The organism is Pseudomonas sp. R3-18-08, from assembly GCF_003852065.1.
Lineage (GTDB): Bacteria > Pseudomonadota > Gammaproteobacteria > Pseudomonadales > Pseudomonadaceae > Aquipseudomonas.
On the sequence record NZ_CP027729.1, the window covers coordinates 1461672 to 1479511 of the forward strand.

At 61.9% G+C, this 17840-nt stretch carries 15 protein-coding genes; 6 read left to right on the forward strand and 9 right to left on the reverse strand.

What is annotated here, in order from left to right:
* Positions 1-25: 25 nt before the first annotated feature.
* The 8 genes from C4J92_RS06630 to C4J92_RS06665 form a co-directional block, all read right to left on the reverse strand.
* On the reverse strand, positions 26-805 hold the full coding sequence (locus C4J92_RS06630; protein ID WP_057723170.1) for a transporter substrate-binding domain-containing protein: 780 nt from the start codon (positions 803-805) through the stop codon (positions 26-28).
* A gap of 310 nt (positions 806-1115) precedes the next feature.
* Complete coding sequence (locus tag C4J92_RS06635) at positions 1116-2750, reverse strand: ATP-dependent DNA ligase (protein WP_124403322.1); 1635 nt, start codon at positions 2748-2750, stop codon at positions 1116-1118.
* Positions 2747-3751: a ligase-associated DNA damage response exonuclease gene (locus C4J92_RS06640; RefSeq protein ID WP_124366136.1), complete on the reverse strand. Its 1005-nt coding sequence runs from the start codon at positions 3749-3751 to the stop codon at positions 2747-2749. Before C4J92_RS06640 ends, C4J92_RS06635 begins: the two co-directional genes overlap by 4 nt.
* Positions 3752-4051: 300 nt before the next feature.
* Positions 4052-6493, reverse strand: coding sequence for a penicillin acylase family protein (locus C4J92_RS06645; RefSeq protein WP_124403323.1), 2442 nt, complete (start codon positions 6491-6493; stop codon positions 4052-4054).
* 223 nt (positions 6494-6716) lie between these two features.
* Entirely contained in the window at positions 6717-6935 is a 219-nt protein-coding gene (locus C4J92_RS06650) for an SEC-C metal-binding domain-containing protein (protein WP_124369900.1), read from the reverse strand.
* Positions 6932-7414 (reverse strand): LEA type 2 family protein, encoded by a 483-nt coding sequence (locus C4J92_RS06655; RefSeq protein ID WP_124361638.1) that lies wholly within the window; start codon positions 7412-7414, stop codon positions 6932-6934. Before C4J92_RS06655 ends, C4J92_RS06650 begins: the two co-directional genes overlap by 4 nt.
* A gap of 22 nt (positions 7415-7436) precedes the next feature.
* Entirely contained in the window at positions 7437-7907 is a 471-nt protein-coding gene (locus tag C4J92_RS06660; RefSeq protein WP_124361639.1) for a YchJ family protein, read from the reverse strand.
* A gap of 4 nt (positions 7908-7911) precedes the next feature.
* The gene (locus C4J92_RS06665; protein ID WP_124369902.1) at positions 7912-8409 is read right to left on the reverse strand and encodes a DUF6231 family protein; all 498 of its coding nucleotides are present in this window, start codon (positions 8407-8409) and stop codon (positions 7912-7914) included.
* Positions 8410-8583: 174 nt separating this feature from the next.
* On the opposite strand from C4J92_RS06665, the gene C4J92_RS06670 reads away from it, so the two are divergent.
* Positions 8584-9342, forward strand: a complete 759-nt coding sequence (locus C4J92_RS06670; RefSeq protein ID WP_124403324.1) for a collagen-like protein — start codon at positions 8584-8586, stop codon at positions 9340-9342.
* A gap of 117 nt (positions 9343-9459) precedes the next feature.
* Here the strand turns inward: C4J92_RS06670 and C4J92_RS06675 are convergent, their stop codons facing one another.
* On the reverse strand, positions 9460-9924 hold the full coding sequence (locus C4J92_RS06675; RefSeq protein ID WP_124403325.1) for a CopD family protein: 465 nt from the start codon (positions 9922-9924) through the stop codon (positions 9460-9462).
* Between the two features lie 99 nt (positions 9925-10023).
* Between C4J92_RS06675 and dinG the strand changes: the two genes are divergently transcribed.
* The 5 genes from dinG to pdxH all read left to right on the forward strand — a co-directional run bounded on the left by dinG (position 10024) and on the right by pdxH (position 17768).
* Positions 10024-12168 carry an ATP-dependent DNA helicase DinG gene (dinG, locus tag C4J92_RS06680; protein ID WP_124361643.1) on the forward strand — a complete coding sequence of 715 codons (2145 nt, stop codon included), beginning with the start codon at positions 10024-10026 and terminating at the stop codon, positions 12166-12168.
* Positions 12169-12257: 89 nt separating this feature from the next.
* Positions 12258-14567 carry a beta-galactosidase gene (locus C4J92_RS06685; protein ID WP_124403326.1) on the forward strand — a complete coding sequence of 770 codons (2310 nt, stop codon included), beginning with the start codon at positions 12258-12260 and terminating at the stop codon, positions 14565-14567.
* Between the two features lie 82 nt (positions 14568-14649).
* Positions 14650-15795: a serine hydrolase domain-containing protein gene (locus tag C4J92_RS06690; RefSeq protein WP_124368943.1), complete on the forward strand. Its 1146-nt coding sequence runs from the start codon at positions 14650-14652 to the stop codon at positions 15793-15795.
* 143 nt (positions 15796-15938) lie between these two features.
* Entirely contained in the window at positions 15939-17093 is a 1155-nt protein-coding gene (locus tag C4J92_RS06695; RefSeq protein ID WP_124403327.1) for an OmpA family protein, read from the forward strand.
* Positions 17094-17120: 27 nt separating this feature from the next.
* Entirely contained in the window at positions 17121-17768 is a 648-nt protein-coding gene (gene pdxH, locus C4J92_RS06700) for a pyridoxamine 5'-phosphate oxidase (RefSeq protein WP_124403328.1), read from the forward strand.
* The last annotated feature ends 72 nt before the right edge of the window (positions 17769-17840 follow it).

The following is a 17840-nucleotide window of genomic DNA, read 5'->3' on the forward strand; positions in this document are numbered from 1 at the left end:
CTTCAAAAAAGGGGCGCCCCAGGCATTATTTGCCGCTGTACAGGTTCAGATCGCCAAAGTGCTTCTTCTGAATAGTGGCGTAGGTGCCATCATCGTGTAACGCTTTGATACCTTTATCCAAAAGAGCCTTGAGCTCAGTGTTACCTTTTTTGATACCGATCGCGGTTTTCGACGGCAGCAGCGGGTCATCGATTGCTGCGCTGACTTCGTATCCAGCACCGGCTGGGGACTTCAGAAAACCCAGTTCAGCCTGCAGCATATCCTGCACGGAGGCATCGAGACGGCCGGACGTCAGGTCCGCATACACCTGATCCTGGTTGGCGTAGGCCTTGGTGGTCACGCCGGCCTTGTCCAGCACAGCCTTGGCGTAGGCTTCCTGGATGGTGCCCTGCTCGTAGCCCACGGATTTGCCCTTGAGCGACTCAGGCGTCGAGTACCCGGCGCCTTTCTTGAACACCAGCGAGGTAGGCCCCGAGAACAGCTCGTTGGAGAAGTCGATCGCCTTCTCACGCACCGGGGTCACGGTCATGGACGAAATCACACCGTCGAACTTGTTGGCTTTCAGGCCCGGAATCATGCCGTCGAAATCGCTTTCAACCCATTTGCACTTGACCTTCAGCTCTGCACAGATGGCATTGCCCAGGTCGATGTCGAAGCCCACCAGGCTGCCGTCGGCGGCTTTGGATTCGAACGGCGCGTAGGAGGGATCGACACCGAAACGCAATTCCTTGTATTCCTTGGCGGTTGCAACACCTGCAGCCATGCACAGAGCCAGTGCAGAAAGGGTCAGCAATGCTTTTTTCATTATGTATTCCCTGGAAACCAAGATAAGCGCTTGTGGCGCATTTAGGACTGTTACTGAACGGTGTCAGACGGATCCCAAGTAGCAATTTCTGCACCATAGTTCCGAATGATCGTTTTAAAAGGTGGGATGAGGGATTTCTGAGCGTAGGAAATGCCCATTAGTGGGCACTGATAGAGTAGTGCACCATTTAGGATCGAACGGAAATCCAAATGTGGGAGGGGGCTTGCCCCCGATGGCAGTGGATCAGACACAAATGCTGTGACTGACACACCGCCATCGGGAGCAAGCCCCCTCCCACATTTGAACTGTGTCAGGCCAGTAAGTCCTGCAGCGTGGCGAGATTGTCGGCTTCCTCCACCGGTTTGTCCTGGCGCCAACGCAACATCCGTGGGAACCGCACCGCAATCCCGCTTTTATGCCGCTTGGACAGGGCGATGCCTTCGAAACCCAACTCAAACACCATGCTCGGCGTAACGCTGCTGACCGGGCCGAATTTTTCCACCGTGGTTTTGCGCACGATCGCGTCGACCTTGCGCATTTCTTCGTCAGTCAGCCCGGAATACGCCTTGGCGAACGGCACCAGGGTGCGCTCGCTGCCCGGCGGGCCGTCCCACACCGCGAACGTGTAATCGCTGTACAGGCTGGCGCGCCGACCGTGACCGCGCTGAGCGTAGATCAACACCGCGTCGACGCTGAACGGGTCGACCTTCCACTTCCACCACAGGCCCATATCCTTGGTGCGGCCCACGCCGTAGAGGCCTTTGCGATCCTTGAGCATCATGCCTTCCACACCCTGGCTGCGGGAGGCTTCGCGCTGCTCGGCCAACGCTTGCCAGGTTGGCCCCTCAAGCAGCGGCGAGGGCAATAGCACCGGTTGGTTACACGCTGCGATCACGCTTTCGAGCTGCGCACGCCGTTCAGCCAGGGTGTGGTTGCGCCAGTCGTCTCCCTGGTACTCCAGCAGATCGTAGGCAAGCACCGCCACCGGCGCATCCTCCAGCACCTTTTTACTCAAAGTTTTGCGGCCGATGCGCTGCTGCAGCAGGGCGAAGGGTTGCACCGCGTCCTTCCAGACCACGATCTCACCGTCGATCACCGTGCCATCCGGCAAGCCACTGACCAGGCTGTGCAGCTCGGGGAAACGCTCAGTCACCAGTTCTTCACCGCGCGACCACACCCACAGGCGTCCCTCACGCTTGACCAGTTGCGCGCGAATGCCATCAAACTTCCATTCCACCTGCCAGTCGGCGGGGGAGCCGAGCAGGGCATCGAACTGCTCCACTGGTTGCGCCAAGCCGTGGGCGAGAAAAAACGGATAGGGCTGACCGCCACGTTGCGCATGTTCGTCGGACGATTCGGCAGCGATCAGCTTGAGGTAGCCCGCAGGCGTAGGGCGATTGGACAAGTCGGTGTAGCCCACCAGCCGTTGCGCCACGCGCTTGCTGTCGAGCCCGGCCATAGCGGCAAGCGCGCGGGTCACCAGCAGCTTGGACACGCCCACGCGAAAGCTGCCGGTGATCAACTTGATGCACACCATCAGGCTCGGTTGATCCAGCTGCGCCCACAACGCAGGCAGGCGTTCGGCCAGTTCAGCAGGCGCAAGGCCACGCAGCGGCAGCAGCTTTTCTTCCAGCCACACTGCCAGGCCGTCTTCGGAGGTGTAGGTCGATTCGGGTAGCAGCAGGGAAATCGTCTCGGCCAGGTCGCCGACGGACTGGTAACTCTCTTCGAACAACCACGGCTCGATGCTCGCCGCTTGCGTCGCCATATCCCTCAGCAGACGGGTCGGTACCAGTTGCCGCGGCCGCCCGCCGGAGAGGAAGTACACCGCCCATGCCGCATCCTGCGGCGGGGCCTGCTGAAAATAGTCTTGCAGCGCCGCGAGCTTGGCGTTGCTGGAGGTCGTCGCGTCGAGGTTGGCGTACAGCTCGGCGAAGGCTTTCATGCGCTGGCCTCCTCTTCGTCATCGCCATATTCGGTGCTGAAACCCTGGGCATCCAGGCCTTTTTCGCGCAGATGGCGCACCAGTACGCCGACCGAGCCGTGGGTGACCATCACCCGTTCGGCGCCGGTCTGTTCGATGGCCCACAACAGTCCGGGCCAATCGGCGTGGTCCGACAGCACAAAGCCACGGTCCACCCCGCGCCGTCGCCGAGTCCCGCGCAGGCGCATCCAGCCGCTGGCGAACGCGTCGCTGTAATCGCCAAAACGGCGTATCCAAGTGCTGCCGCTGGTGGAGGGCGGGGCGATGATCAAGGCCTGGCGCAGCAGCGGGTCGTTTTTTTTGAAGTCGCCGGCGTATAGCGTTTCCGGAATGTACACCCCGGCCTCGCGGTATACCCGGTTCAGCGGCTCGACGGCGCCATGGCTGAGGATCGGACCGATGCTGGCATCGATGCCATGCAGAATGCGCTGGGCCTTGCCGAAGGAATAGCAGAACAGCACGCTGGCTTTGCCGGCAGCGATATTGGCCTGCCACCAGTCATTAATGCCGGCAAAAATCTGCGCCTGCGGCTGCCAGCGGTAGATCGGCAGGCCAAAGGTGGATTCGGTAATGAAGGTGTGGCAGCGCACCGGTTCGAACGGCGCGCACGTGCCATCGGGCTCGACCTTGTAGTCGCCGGACGCGACCCAGACTTCGCCCTGGTATTCCAGGCGCACCTGGGCCGAGCCCAACACATGCCCGGCCGGATGAAAACTCAAGGTCACACCGTGGTGCACCAACTGTTCGCCGTAGGCCAGGGTTTGCAGGTTGATGTCCTGGCCCAGGCGCGAACGCAGGATGCCTTCGCCGGGGGCGGCGGCCAGGTAATGTTGATTGCCGGTGCGGGCGTGGTCGCCGTGGGCATGGGTGATGACGGAGCGTTCCACCGGGCGCCAGGGGTCGATGTAGAAATCCCCGGCGGGACAATAGAGGCCTTCGGGTCGGGCAATGACAAGGTCCATGGGGTGACCGAGGAGGTGGGCTTATCATTTAGGAGGATATGACGGTGAGAGAAGTTCTATCTGAATGCATGGGGTCCAAATGTGGGAGGGGGCTTGCTCCCGATGGCGGTGTGACAGGCAACACATTCATTGACTGAATTACTGCTATCAAGGATCGCTCCCACGCTCCCGCGTGGGAATGCAACCCGTGACGCTCTGCGTCACCTGTGCACGGTAGCTGAAACTCGGCTCGGTTCGCGCGACGCGGAGCGTCGCAAAAGGCATTCCCACGCAGAGCGTGGGAACGATCAGAGCGCCGGGTTACTTGCCGGGTGTCAGGGTCAACCTGGTCTTGCCATACACCTTGTCAAAGTTCTGCGGCTGCATCGGGAAACTCAGGTATTGCGCCTTGAGCGACGGGTCGATGCCGTTGGCATAGTTGGGGCTGGCCGGGTTGCCGGACTGGCCGGTGCCGCCCTGGCCCATCATCGGTTCCGGCTGGCCGAAGTCGACAATCATGCGCAACGACGACGTCTGGGCCGCATTGAAGTCCTGCCCCCAGCGGTACGGTGCCGGGTTCAGGGTGTTGTGGTCGCCACCACTGGCCAACGGGCCACGGATCACCTGGCCGCTGGTGTTTTTCCAGGTGGTGGTGTGCAGCTTGCCCCATTGCCAGGCCTTGTGATCAGCGCCCAGCAGGCTGTCGCCGGTGCTGATCGTGGCGGCCAGGGTGCGTGCGAGGATCGCCGGCTTGTCTTCTTTGTGCGGCGTGCGCATGTCATCCCACAGCGGGCTGTCTTCACGGCCCAGCAAATGGTCTGCGGTGGCTGAGTAGGACAGGCTGGCGTTGCTTACAAAGGCTTTCCAGCTGGCGCTCTGTTCCGGACCGAGTTTGTCGAGGAAGATCTGTCTGGCGCTCTCTTGCAGGAACAGCTCGTAGAGCGCCGCGTCGGCGGACGTTGGCGCAAGGCGACCATCGAAGGCCATCAGACGGCCCAGTGCTTCGCGTGCCTTGGCCTGTTCGGCGGCAGGCAGCGCATCGATTGCCTGTTTCAGCGGCTGAGCCATGCCCGGCGCCTGGAACATGCCTTTGAGTTTGGCGGCAAAGAGGGTGGTCTGGTCGTATTGCATGGCGATCAGACTGCGGCTGTCATGCTTGCCAGCATTGGCCAGTTGCGCCAGGCGCTCGCTGCGCTCCGGCGCATCCCAGGAATTGGACAACTGCATGCCATAGCCACGCGGGGCGGTGCGCTGGTTGGCGGTGCCGATCCAGCCTTGCGCCGGGTCCTGGTCATAGGGATGCAGCATGGCGTCGGCGTAACCGTCCCAGTCAAAGCGCGTATCCCAGCCCGGCGAGGGCAGCAGGCCTTCGCCTTCGCGGCGGTTGGGGAAGCGGCCGGTGACTTGCCAGCCGATATTGCTGGCGTCGGCGAAGATCATGTTCAACGCAATGGCGCGAATTTCGCGGGTGGCGTCCGAGGCCTTGCCGGCGTTTTGCGCGCGGGACAGGTCGAAGAACGCATCCAGGCTCTTGTCGTCCTTCAAATCGGCGGTTTGCAGGGCCAGGCCATAACCGCTGGTGAGGGCCTGGCTGCTGTTGAGCAAGGCGCCGTGGCGGGTTTCGTACACCACGTCGCGAATCGAGCGTTGGCCTTTGACGAAGAAGGTCTCGTTACGCACACCGGCCGGTAGCCATTTTCCGTTGTTCTCGTAGTACAACGCGCTGCCCTGGCGTTTGACCTTCTCCAGGAACAGGTCTTGGGTATCACCCTTGACCGCGCTCATGCTCCACGCGACCTTGCCGTTGAAGCCCGACAGCAGGGTCGGCAGGCCGGCAATCGACGCGCCGGCCGCCTGATATTTCGGGGCACGGATCTGCACATAGCTCCAAGGTGACGGCGCTTGCGGCTGGGCGGCGAGATCGTTGGCCAGCAGGCTTTTGCCGCTGCGGCTGCGTTGCGGCCCGATGGCCCAGTTGCTGGACGTGGTCACGCCCAGGGCATTGAGGCTGTTGAGTTGCTGGCTGACCGTGTCCAACCCGGCGAGGCCGGTGATCTGGCTCAGGTTCACGCCCTTGAGCTTATCGGCTTCGGCCAGCGGGATGGCCTCGTCCGGCGCGCTTGGGATAAGCCAGGCGAGCTTGTCGACACCGACTTTCTGCGCCAGCACCAGCGACGAGATTTCTTCCTGCAGGTTGCTCGACTCGCTGAAATTCAGCAGGCAGAACAGCAGCGCCGAATCTTCCGGTTTCCAGTACTCGGGCTTGTAGCCGGTCTGGGCCAGGTCGGTCGGCAGCTTGTCGCGGTAGCGGAACAGGTAGGCGTTAACGCCCCGTGCGTAGACTTCAAAGAACCGCTTGAGCCGTGGCGATGAGGCGTTGTACAGCTCGCCGGCGCTCTTTTTAAGGTTGACCGCGCGCATGAAACGGTCGACATCGAGTACCTCAGGGCCGGACATTTCCGCCAGACGGCCCTGGGCCAGCAGCCGCAGGGTGACCATCTGGGTGATCCGGTCGCTGGCGTGCACATAACCCAGGCTGAACAGCGCGTCGTGGAAGGTGTTGCTTTCAATCAGCGGCATGCCTTGGGCGTTGCGGCGTATCGACACGTTTTGCGCCAGGCCCTTGATCGGCTGTACGCCGGCCATGGGGGGCAGGGTGTCCTGGGTGCTCTGGAGCTGGCAACCGGCCAGGCTTAACGCACTGGCCACTGCCGCGGCAACGCCGAACCGGGGAAGAAAATGTATAAGGGCTGGCGAGGCCATGGCAAAGCTCCTGCGGGGGGGTAGCGTCATTAAAGGCGCTACGTTAGTGAGCGCGGCGAAACGACGCAAGCGGGAGTTTTGTAATTACGTGAGTACTCAGGCTTATGTGCAAATCAATGTGGGAGGGGGCTTGCTCCCGATAGCGGTGTGTCAGTCGACATAGGCATCGACTGGATGACCGCTATCGGGAGCAAGCCCCCTCCCACATTGGATATTGGGTAGCTTAAGCGCCGTGGCACTTCTTGAATTTTTTCTCGCTGCCGCAGGGGCAAGGGTCGTTGCGACCAACATCTTTCAAGGCGTTGCGCACCGGCTCCTGGTGAGCGTGGCCGCAGTTCGGGCCGTGGACATGGCCGTGGTCGTGATCATGGTGATCGTGACCATGATCGTGAGCATGATCGTGGTTGCAGTCAGGACCATGGACATGGGGTTGCTGAGTCATCGATGTCGCTCCGGAATAAAATCGCCGGGGATTATCTCGCCATTGTGGGCCACCTGCACGTCATTACCGATGAATAATCCGGTTTTCAGCTCGCCTTCCAGGCGATAGGGCACGGGGCGGTCGGGATTCTTCAGCATCTGCACTACATCGCGTATGCGTGGCCACAGGTTGGTGCGCACCGACACCCGGAAGAATTTATGACTGCGCGGCGGCACGGTCAGCCATTCGTTGGACTCACCTTCGGTCAGCACCAGATCGCCAAGGGTGACCTTGTAGATCAGGCCACGCACGGTCAGGTCAGCGTCGTCGCGGTTGTCCACGCGAAAGTAGAGCTTGAACTTCTGCTCCAGCAGCTTGGCCCGCACCACTTCGACATTCACCAGGGAGACGTGGGGCGGCGGCGAATCGTCTTCGAACCACGAGGCGCAGCCGGTCAGGCCCAGGGTTAACGCCAGCATCAAGCTGAAGGTGCGGAGCATTGGCGTTATCCCTGTCAGGTCGTTAAAAGTAGCTGGAGCAGCACTTCTTGAATTTCTGTCCGCTGCCACACAAACATACATCATTACGCCCGGCCTTCACCTCCACCGTCGGATCGATGAAGTACCAGTGCCCCTCGTTCTGTACGAAAGAAGAGCGTTCACGGTGGCTGTGTTCACCAGCACTGTCGTGCCAGCGCGCCGTAAAGGTGACGAAGGCGTGCTCCGGCTGGCCACCGAACACCTCTGAGCTTTCCACCTCAAGGCCGAGCCAGGTGCTTTGAGCGCTCCAGGCGGCAATCGCGTTGCGGTCGAGGCCCGCTTGTTGCGCCGGCAGGGTGGTGCTCACCAGATAGTCCACCAGGCCCAACACGTAGGCGCTGTAACGCGAACGCATCAGCGCCTCGGCAGAGGGCGCCGGGTGGCCGGCGTGGTAATGGCCGCAGCAGGCGTCCAGCAGATTGCCACTGCCGCAGGGGCAAATGGATGTACTCATCGTGTTACCACCAATACTTTCCAAAATTTTCCGGATTGGCCCAGAAGCGGGCGTTGAGCCAGTCCGGCACTTGTTTATAGTCAAGCAGATCGTAGGTAAACAGCGTCAGCACCTGCTCATCACGCTGGAAACGCTCACCGGCTTGCAACGCCAGGGAGAAAAAGTCGGTGTCCTTCCAGGCGCAGGCATCCATGTCCACCAGCACCGCGATGCGACTGGCATTGAGGTTACGGATACCACCCAATAACCTCAGACCCTGGGGTTTGGGCAGGTGTTCAAGGCAATCGACCACCAGCGCCAGGTCAAAACGCTGCGCCGCCAGGTCGGCAGGCAGTGGTCCGGGTTGCGCAACACTGACGAGCACATCGGGGTGCGCCGTTTTAAACGCATCCAGTGCCGGGAAGTGGCTGGCGCCCAACAGCAGCAGGCGTTTGGGAGCGTGCAGGTCCAGCAGCGCAGCCAACGCTTGCTGGGGCGTACGGGCAGAAATTCCAGCGATCATCGCAGATCCTCACATCAGGACCGTAGAGACTAGCGCGCCTGGGCGTGCGGGCCTAGAGCATCAGGGCAATACCGCTGGCGTTGCGAAGTTTTTTGATCCTTCACTGGCAAAGCGCCTGTAGAAGTCGTTACTGTGCGTCCAAAGAAAAATTTGAAAACACTCGGGAGCCCCATGATGCGTAAGGTTTTTCTGCTGGCCCTGTTGGTCAGCCCCATTGCCCTGGCCCAGAGTGTCAGCGTCGAAACCAACTCGTTGATGCGCCTGCCCAGCAGCACCAGCGTGTTGCAACTGGAGCGCCTGGACGTGGCGGACTACGGCACCCTGCTGATTCCGGCCACCATCAGTCAGATCGCGGTGGAAGAACTGCATCTGGGGCGTGACGCGCGCATCGCCATTGTTCCTGGCAATACCGCGCTGCAGTTGCAGGTGCGCCAGGCGCAACTGGAGCACGGCAGCCAGATCACCTCCCGAGGCGCACCCGGCACTCATGAAAAACCGGCCAAAGCCGGGCGTGACCTGACCTTGCGCATTGATTCGCTGACGGCCGAAGAACTGTCGGTGGATGCCCGTGGTGGCGCCGGTGCCCAAGGGTATGCGGGGCTGGATGGCGCCAATGGCGTCGACCCGGGTTGCACCTGGGGTTCAGCCGGGCGCGGGTTCAATGGCGATAACGGCGGCGATGGGTTGCCGGGGGCGTCGGGGGCGGCGGTGCGTATTGAGCTGCCTCAGGATTTCCCTGGCGACAAGATCAAGGTCTTGGTGGACGGCGGCGCCGGTGGTTTGGCCGGTGTAGCGGGCAAACCTGGCAAGGGCGGGCAGTCCAAGGGCTGCCTGGTGTACCGCGCCGATGGCGGCGACAAAGGCCGGCCTGGGTTGGAAGGGCAGCCGGGGCCGGCTGGGCCTGCGGGATCTGTGACCATTCAGCGGCTCTGAGTCGCCCGTTAGCCCGCTATCGGGAACAAGCCCAGTCGTCGCACCGCCCCTCCCACCTTGGAAACCCATTCCAAAGGTGGGAGGGGGCTTGCCCCCGATAGCGGACTACAGGTCTATTCAGAACATCGGCCGAGCCGAAGCAATCGCCACCACCACCAGCCCCACAATCAAGTTAACGCCCACCAGTTTGCGAATCTGCCCCAATGCAGCCGCGCCTGCCGCCCAATCCTCAGCCGCTACCGCCGCCTTCAACGCCGGAAACTTCAAAGCCTGGATGCGAATAAACAGCGCCGTCATCACCAGGTACAAGCCCATCATCACCTGTACGTAACGCGGTGCGGTTTCAAAGCCGTTGAAGCGCAGGTGCAGCAGGCCGACGCCGCTGATCGGCAAAATCAGCACCGCCACCCACACCCATACAAAAAAACGTTGAAACACATTTGCCCACAGCTTCAGCCGGGCAGGGCCCTCAAGGGCCGCCATGGCGGCGGGGCGCAGGATCATCCAGGCGAAAAACATACCGCCGACCCAGATCAGGGCGGCCAATACATGCAGGGTGTAAGCGAGGCTAAACGCGGTCATTGTGGTACTCCGTTCTGCGCGGGATTAATTAGCGGGGTATGATAGCGGCCGATCCGAACCACTGAAAATTTATCCAGCGTTTTTTGCGCCCGACTATCCATGATCAGCACTGAACTCAAAACTACGATCCAGGGCGCCTATACGCGTTTTCTCGAAGCCAAGAGCTTGAAACCGCGCTACGGCCAACGCCTGATGATCGCCGAAGTGGCGAAAGTCCTCGGGGATATCGACACTGACGACGAGGGGCGCCGTGCGGGCGAACCGGCGGTCGTGGCCGTCGAGGCCGGCACCGGCACCGGCAAGACCGTGGCCTACAGCCTGGCTGCGATCCCCACCGCCAAGGCCGCAGGCAAGCGCCTGGTGATCGCCACGGCGACCGTCGCACTGCAGGAGCAGATTGTCTACAAAGACCTGCCTGACCTGATGCGCAATAGCGGCTTGAGTTTTACCTTTGCCCTCGCCAAGGGGCGTGGCCGCTACATGTGCCTGTCCAAGCTCGATGTGTTGCTGCAGGAAGGCCACGCGCAGACCGCCACGGCCTCGCTGTTCGAAGAAGAAGGCTTCAAGATCGAGGTCGATGAGGCCAGCCAGAAGCTGTTCACCAGCATGATCGAGAAACTCGCGGGCAATAAATGGGACGGTGATCGCGACAGCTGGCCCACCGCCCTGGAAGATTCCGACTGGGCGCGCCTGACCACCGACCACAGCCAGTGCACCAACCGTCATTGCCCCAACTTCGGCCAGTGCGCCTTCTACAAGGCCCGCGAAGGCATGGGCAAGGTTGATGTGATCGTCACCAACCACGACATGGTGCTGGCCGACCTGGCCCTGGGCGGCGGCGCCGTACTGCCGGACCCGCGCGACACCCTGTACGTGTTCGACGAAGGCCATCACCTGCCGGACAAGGCCATCGGCCACTTTGCCCATTACACGCGCCTGCGCTCTACCGCCGACTGGCTGGAAACCACCGCCAAGAACCTCACCAAGCTGCTCGCCCAGCATCCGCTGCCCGGTGACCTGGGCAAGCTGATCGAACAGGTGCCCGAGCTGGCGCGGGAGATCAAGACCCAGCAGCAGTTCATGTTCAGCGCCTGCGAGCAGGTGGCCGACTTCAAGCCCGGCGAAGACGTGGAAGGCCGTGAGCGGCCGCGTCACCGGTTTGTTGGCGGGATGATTCCCGAGCATATGCGTGAAATGGGCATTGAACTGAAGAAAGGCTTTTCACGCCTGACCGACCTGTTCACCCGTCTTACGGACTTGCTCAAGGAAGGCATGGATGGCGAGGTCAATATCGGCATCGCCAGCAACCAGGCCGAAGAGTGGTACCCGCTGTTCGGTAGCCTGCTGTCCCGCGCCCAGGGCAACTGGGAGTTGTGGACCGCCTTTACCGTCGAAGACCCGGAAGACAACCCGCCCATGGCGCGTTGGCTGACCTTGTCGGAAAGCGGTGCGCTGTTCGATATCGAGGTCAATGCCAGCCCGATCCTGGCCGCCGAAATGCTGCGCCGCAACCTGTGGAACGTGGCCTACGGCTGCCTGGTGACGTCGGCCACGCTGACCGCCCTTGGCACCTTCGACCGCTTCCGCATGCGCGCCGGCCTGCCGAAAAAGGCTGTCACTGCGGTGGTGCCGAGCCCGTTCCACCACGCCGACGCCGGCGTGCTGCGGGTGCCCGACCTCAAGGCCGACCCAAGGGACGCGCCGGCGCACACTGCGGCGATCATCCGCGACCTGCCCGGATTGGTGGAAGGCTCGCGGGGCACCCTGGTGCTGTTTTCGTCGCGCAAGCAGATGCAGGACGTGTTTGACGGCCTTGATCGCGACTGGCGTAAACAGGTGTTTATCCAGGGCAACCTGTCCAAGCAGGAAACCTTGAACAAGCACAAGGCGCGGGTCGATGGCGGTGATTCCAGCGTGTTGTTCGGCCTGGCGAGCTTTGCCGAGGGCGTAGACCTGCCCGGCGCCTATTGCGAACACGTGGTCATCGCCAAGATCCCGTTCTCGGTGCCGGACGACCCGGTCGAAGCCGCGCTGGCCGAATGGATCGAAGCCCGGGGCGGCAACCCGTTCATGGAAATCTCGGTGCCCGATGCTTCCCTGAAACTGGTGCAGGCCTGCGGGCGCTTGCTGCGCACCGAGCAGGACCGGGGCACCATCACCTTGCTTGATCGCCGCCTGGTCACCCAGCGCTATGGCAAGGCCATCTTGAATGCCTTGCCGCCGTTCAGGCGCGAAATTTCTTAAGCCACCGTTGGCAAATTCGCCCACTGCGTGGTCTATCTCACTGTATGTCATCAGGCCAGCCATCGGCCGTTTGGGAGAACCTTGTTCGTATGATTCGCACGCTGCCTGCTCTTTTTGCCCTGCTGTTCGCCGCGCCGCTGTTGGCCGCGCCGGCCGGGCAACAAACCCTGTTCAACTTCGTCCGGCCCGCCGATGTGGTCAAGGTGGCGACCCAGGACGCCAGCCTGCCGCAATACAACGCCGAACAAACCCCCGAAGGCGAGGTGCTGCGCCGCATCACCTTCAACCCGGCCGCCGAACCGAGCCTGGTGCTCAGCCCGCAAACCGGCGTGTGGGACTGGTCGCAATCGGGCGCCATGAGCCTGCGTATCCAGAGCGCCATGAACTGGGCGCTGACCCTCTACGTAAAAGTACAAAGTGCCGACGGCAAGACCCTGGTCAGCCGCATCGACTTGCCGGCCGGCCCGGCCCAGACCTTGCTGGTGCCGCTGCAAGCCCACTCGCCGCTGAGCCAGGGCATGAAGGCCGGCCCGCCGATGCCGATGACCGTGGACGGCCAACGTGTTTTGCTGGCTGCCAGCGCCGGGGAAATCGACCGCAGCCAGGTGGTGTCGGTGACGCTGTCGATGAGCAAGCCGAATGCCGCCCAAAGCATCCTGCTGGAGCGCTTTGGCGTGCAGGACAGCGAGCCGGTGATGAAAGCTGCCTACAGCGAACTGGTGGACGCTTACGGCCAGTCCACCCGCGCGCGCTGGCCGGAAAAAGTCAGCAACGACGAGCAGCTCAAGGCTGCGGCGGCCAAGGAGCAACAACAACTGAAGGTGTGGCTTGCCGAGCGTGACAAGTCGTCCCTGGATCAATACGGCGGCTGGAACAAGGGCCCGGCGTTCGACGCCAGCGGTTTCTTCCGCACCGAAAAGCGCGACGGTCGCTGGTATCTGGTCACACCGCAAGGCCATCCGTTCTACTCGCTGGGTGTCAACACCGTGGCCCCGGACAACAGCCAGACCTACGTGGCCGGGCGTGAGTGGATGTTTGCCGCGTTGCCCAAGGCCGGCGAGCCCTTCGACAAGTATTACGGCAGCGGCGATAACCGCACCGGCAACGGCGCGGGCCAGGGGCGCGGTTTTGGCGCAGGGCGTTGGTATGATTTTTATGGCGCCAACCTGCAGCGTACCTATGGCACTGAAGCCGGCACCGACGGTTTCGACCAGCAGCGCTGGGTGAACCACACCCTTGATCGCCTGCAAGCCTGGGGCTTCAACACCGTGGGCAACTGGAGCGATCCGGACCTGGCCACGGCCGACCGCGTGCCCTACACCTTGCCGCTGTCGATTGTGGGTGACTACGCCAGCATCAGCACCGGCACCGACTGGTGGGGCGGCATGCCCGACCCGTTCGACCCACGTTTCGCCATGGCCACTGAACGCGCCGTGGCGATTGCCGCTCGCGATCATCGCGACGACCCTTGGCTGATCGGCTTTTTTGCCGACAACGAACTGGCCTGGGCCGGCCCTGGCGACGATGCAAAATCCCGTTACGCCCTGGCCTACGGCACCCTGCGCATGACCACCGACGTACCGGCCAAGCGTGCCTTCCTCAAGCAACTGCGCGACAAATACCGCAATGAAGAAGGCCTGTCGAAAGCCTGGGGCATCCACCTGGCCGGCTGGGAACTGATGGAAGACCCTGGCTTCGAGCCGCCGATGCCTGACCCGGAACACCCCGAAATCGAGGCTGACTTCAAGTATTTCCAGAAGACCTTCGCCGACGCCTACTTCAAGACCATCTCCGATTCGCTGAAATGGCACGCGCCCAACCAGTTACTGCTGGGTGGGCGTTATGCGGTGAGCACCCCCGAAGCCGTGGCAGCCTGTGCCCAGTACTGCGATGTGCTGAGCTTCAACATGTACACCCTCAAGCCCCAGGACGGTTATGACTTCGCCGCCTTGCGCGCACTCGACAAGCCGGTACTGATCACCGAATTCAATTTTGGCTCGACCGACCGTGGCCCGTTCTGGGGCGGCGTCACCCAGTTGGCCGCCGAAGAAGAGCGTGGCGCGGCGTACGCGGCCTTCCTCAAGCAAGCCATGGCGGAGCCGTCGATTGTCGGCGTGCACTGGTTCCAGTACCTGGACCAGCCGGTGACCGGGCGTTTGCTGGACGGTGAAAACGGCCACTTCGGCCTCGTTGGCATTACCGACGTGCCCTTTCAGGGCTTTGTCGACAGCGTGCGCAAAAGCAATCTCGCGGCGGTCGACCAGTTGGGTAAGACGGCCGAAAAGGCCAAGGCGGTCGGCGCGGCACGCGAGAGCGAAGGTGGCAGGGCAGGCCAGGCCGGCAAAGACGCAGGCCAGGGCGCCGGGCACGCCGGCGGGCACTCCGCCAATGGGCATTGATTCGTCGTTGATGGGTTCACAAAACCCCTAATGGCTGGAACAATGTCGGCCACTTTTCATGATGTTTTTCGAGGTCGCTCAGGTGCAGATTCAGGGTCATTACGAGCTCCAGTTCGAAGCGGTACGTGAAGCGTTCGCCGCATTGTTCGATGACCCTCAGGAGCGCGGTGCCGGGCTTTGCATCCAGGTCGGCGGCGAGACGGTCGTCGACCTGTGGGCCGGCACAGCCGACAAGGACGGCGCCGAAGCCTGGCACAGCGATACGATCGTCAACCTGTTCTCTTGCACCAAGACCTTCACTGCGGTCGCTGCGCTGCAACTGGTGGCCGAAGGCAAGCTGAAGCTGGACGCGCCCGTGGCCGAGTACTGGCCGGAATTCGCGGCGGCGGGCAAGGAATCCATCACCCTGCGCCAGTTGCTCTGCCACCAGGCCGGGTTGCCGGCGATCCGCGAGATGCTGCCCGCCGAAGCCCTGTACGACTGGCAACTGATGGTCGATACCCTGGCGGCCGAAGCGCCGTGGTGGACACCCGGCCAGGGCCATGGCTACGAGGCGATCACTTATGGCTGGCTGGTCGGCGAACTGCTGCGCCGTGCCGATGGGCGCGGGCCTGGGGAGTCCATCGTGGCGCGGGTGGCGCGGCCATTGGGGCTGGATTTTCACGTCGGCCTGGCGGACGAAGAATTCTATCGTGTCGCCCATATAGCGCGCAGCAAAGGCAATATGGGCGATGCAGCGGCACAACGGTTACTTCAAGTAATGATGCGTGAACCCACGGCCATGACTACCCGTGCATTTGCCAACCCGCCGTCTATTCTGACCAGCACTAATAAACCCGAGTGGCGGCGTATGCAGCAACCGGCGGCAAATGGTCACGGGAATGCACGGAGCCTGGCCGGGTTTTATAGCGGTTTATTGGACGGTAGTTTGCTGGAAAGCGACATGCTCGAACAATTGACCCGTGAACACAGTATTGGCCCGGATAAAACCTTATTGACCCAAACCCGTTTCGGCCTGGGTTGCATGTTGGATCAACCGCAGTTGCCGAATGCGACATTCGGCCTTGGCCCGCGCGCCTTTGGGCATCCCGGGGCAGGGGGCTCGGTAGGGTTTGCCGACCCAGAGCACGATGTAGCGTTCGGTTTCGTGACTAATACCCTGGGGCCCTATGTACTTATGGACCCACGTGCGCAGAAGTTGGTCGGAATATTGGCCGGTTGTCTATAAACCCCTTGCTGTTTCACAATTTTTTGTTACAAAGACACGTATAAGAAGACGCTGAACGCAATGATGTAACTTCAATGTTCTTTAAGCGTCGGTTTAACGGGGCACCTGGCCCCCCTGGTTTTTTCTCATTTTGTGGATATCTCATGTTATCGAACAAGTCCTTGGCACTGGCGCTGTGCCTCACTATTACCGGCTGTGCACAAACACCACAGAATGATGCCGAAGGTGGGCACTGGTGGTCATTTGGGTCCGATAAGGCTGCTACCAAGGACGCAGTGACCCAAACCGACGCCAAGCCGGACGCCAAGCCCGCTGCCGGCGCCAAGGATGCCGCGCCTGTTGCCGCTGCCGCAGCGCCTGCTCCGGCAGCCAAGGCTGACACAGGCTCCAGCTGGTGGCCCTTCTCCACCAAGAGCGCCGACGAAAAGGCCGCCGAGGCCAAGGCCGACCTGAAAGCTGACCTCAAGGCCGCAACCCCGGCTCCGGACGGTGCTCCGGTCGTGGCCAAGACCGATACCGAAGCCCACTGGTGGTGGCCGTTCGATACCAAGCCAAAGCCGCTGGCCAAGGTCGATGTGACCAACGTGCCGATGCCTGATCCAAAAATCACCCAGGCCTGGTTGGACGATTACGAGCCGCGCCTGCGTGCCGCCATCAAGGACAGCAACCTGCAATTGGAACGTCGTGACAACGTGCTGGTAGTGATTGCCCCGGTGGACGGCTCCTACAATCCGAAACGTCCAGCGATGCTGCTGCCGGTGACCCTGGGCCCGTTCACTCGCGTCGCCAAGGCCGTCGAAGCGGATCCAAAGACCGCCGTACTGGTGCTGGGCCACGTCGATGCTACCGGTAGCGCGCCGGCCAGCCAGGCGCTGAGCAAGGAACGTGCGCAGTCGATTGCCTCGATTTTCAGCCTCAGCGGTTTGAAGCAGGATCGCCTGATGCTGCGTGGCATGGGCGACCTGATGCCGCGTGCCGCCAACGACAGTTCCCAGGGCCGTGCGCTGAATCGTCGCATGGAAATCATGTTCACTCAGCGTACAACTATGTTGGCGCTGCTGAACAAGTACAACTCGGGCAAGACCCCGCCTGTGGCGGAAATGGTTGCCGTGCAGGATGTTCCCGCACCGGCCCCGGTGGTAAAAGCCCCTGCGAAGAAAGCGCCAGCCAAGAAGGCCGCCGCCAAGCCAGCTGCTAAAGCCGCAAAAAAAGCCCCGGCCAAACCGGCTGCAAAGAAACCGGCTCCGGCCAAGGCCAAGGCTGCTGCACCGGCGAGTAACGACCAGGCGAAAAACTGATCCGTTGAACCAGAAGGATAACGCCGCATGACCCAGGCACTGGCCGATATGCGCCGTGACTACACACGGGACGGTTTGAGCGAGGCCCAGGCCCCGGACGAGCCGTTTGCCTTGTTCCACCAATGGTTCGCCGATGCGGTGAAAACCGAGCAGGCACCGGTGGAGGCCAATGCCATGACCCTGGCCACGGTCGACCAGGAGGGGCGGCCGCACTGTCGCATCCTGTTGCTCAAGGGCCTGGATGCGCAGGGCTTTACCTTCTTTAGCAACTATCAGAGCGCCAAAGGTGAACAACTGGCGGCGCGGCCATTCGCGGCAATGACCTTTTTCTGGCCGACCCTCGAGCGCCAGGTGCGCATTGAAGGTCGCGTGGTCAAGGTCACGCCTGAAGAATCGGATGCGTATTATCAGGTACGACCTCTGGGCAGCCGCCTGGGGGCGTGGGCATCGCCGCAGAGCAAGGTCATTGGTGATCGCGAAGAACTGCAGGCGCTGCTCAAGGCGACCGAACAGCGTTTCAGCGACACCCAGCCCGACTGCCCCGAGCATTGGGGGGGCTATCGTTTGTTACCCGAGCGCATCGAGTTCTGGCAAGGCCGCGCCAGCCGCCTGCATGACCGTCTCAACTATCGGCTGCAAGCGGGCCAATGGACGCGCGAGCGTCTGGCGCCCTGAGCGTCCCCTTTCGTCATCTAATTTGAATCATGCCCTTTGCGCCGAAGTCTTTATGCAGGAGACTTCGGCGTT

Bases quoted from the DNA above. Each gene is read 5' to 3' on its own strand.
- C4J92_RS06630 (WP_057723170.1), bottom strand. From the start codon at position 805: ATGAAAAAAGCATTGCTGACCCTTTCTGCACTGGCTCTGTGCATGGCT.
- C4J92_RS06635 (WP_124403322.1), bottom strand. From the start codon at position 2,750: ATGAAAGCCTTCGCCGAGCTGTACGCCAACCTCGACGCGACGACCTCC.
- C4J92_RS06640 (WP_124366136.1), bottom strand. From the start codon at position 3,751: ATGGACCTTGTCATTGCCCGACCCGAAGGCCTCTATTGTCCCGCCGGG.
- C4J92_RS06645 (WP_124403323.1), bottom strand. From the start codon at position 6,493: ATGGCCTCGCCAGCCCTTATACATTTTCTTCCCCGGTTCGGCGTTGCC.
- C4J92_RS06650 (WP_124369900.1), bottom strand. From the start codon at position 6,935: ATGACTCAGCAACCCCATGTCCATGGTCCTGACTGCAACCACGATCAT.
- C4J92_RS06655 (WP_124361638.1), bottom strand. From the start codon at position 7,414: ATGCTCCGCACCTTCAGCTTGATGCTGGCGTTAACCCTGGGCCTGACC.
- C4J92_RS06660 (WP_124361639.1), bottom strand. From the start codon at position 7,907: ATGAGTACATCCATTTGCCCCTGCGGCAGTGGCAATCTGCTGGACGCC.
- C4J92_RS06665 (WP_124369902.1), bottom strand. From the start codon at position 8,409: ATGATCGCTGGAATTTCTGCCCGTACGCCCCAGCAAGCGTTGGCTGCG.
- C4J92_RS06670 (WP_124403324.1), top strand. From the start codon at position 8,584: ATGCGTAAGGTTTTTCTGCTGGCCCTGTTGGTCAGCCCCATTGCCCTG.
- C4J92_RS06675 (WP_124403325.1), bottom strand. From the start codon at position 9,924: ATGACCGCGTTTAGCCTCGCTTACACCCTGCATGTATTGGCCGCCCTG.
- dinG (WP_124361643.1), top strand. From the start codon at position 10,024: ATGATCAGCACTGAACTCAAAACTACGATCCAGGGCGCCTATACGCGT.
- C4J92_RS06685 (WP_124403326.1), top strand. From the start codon at position 12,258: ATGATTCGCACGCTGCCTGCTCTTTTTGCCCTGCTGTTCGCCGCGCCG.
- C4J92_RS06695 (WP_124403327.1), top strand. From the start codon at position 15,939: ATGTTATCGAACAAGTCCTTGGCACTGGCGCTGTGCCTCACTATTACC.
- pdxH (WP_124403328.1), top strand. From the start codon at position 17,121: ATGACCCAGGCACTGGCCGATATGCGCCGTGACTACACACGGGACGGT.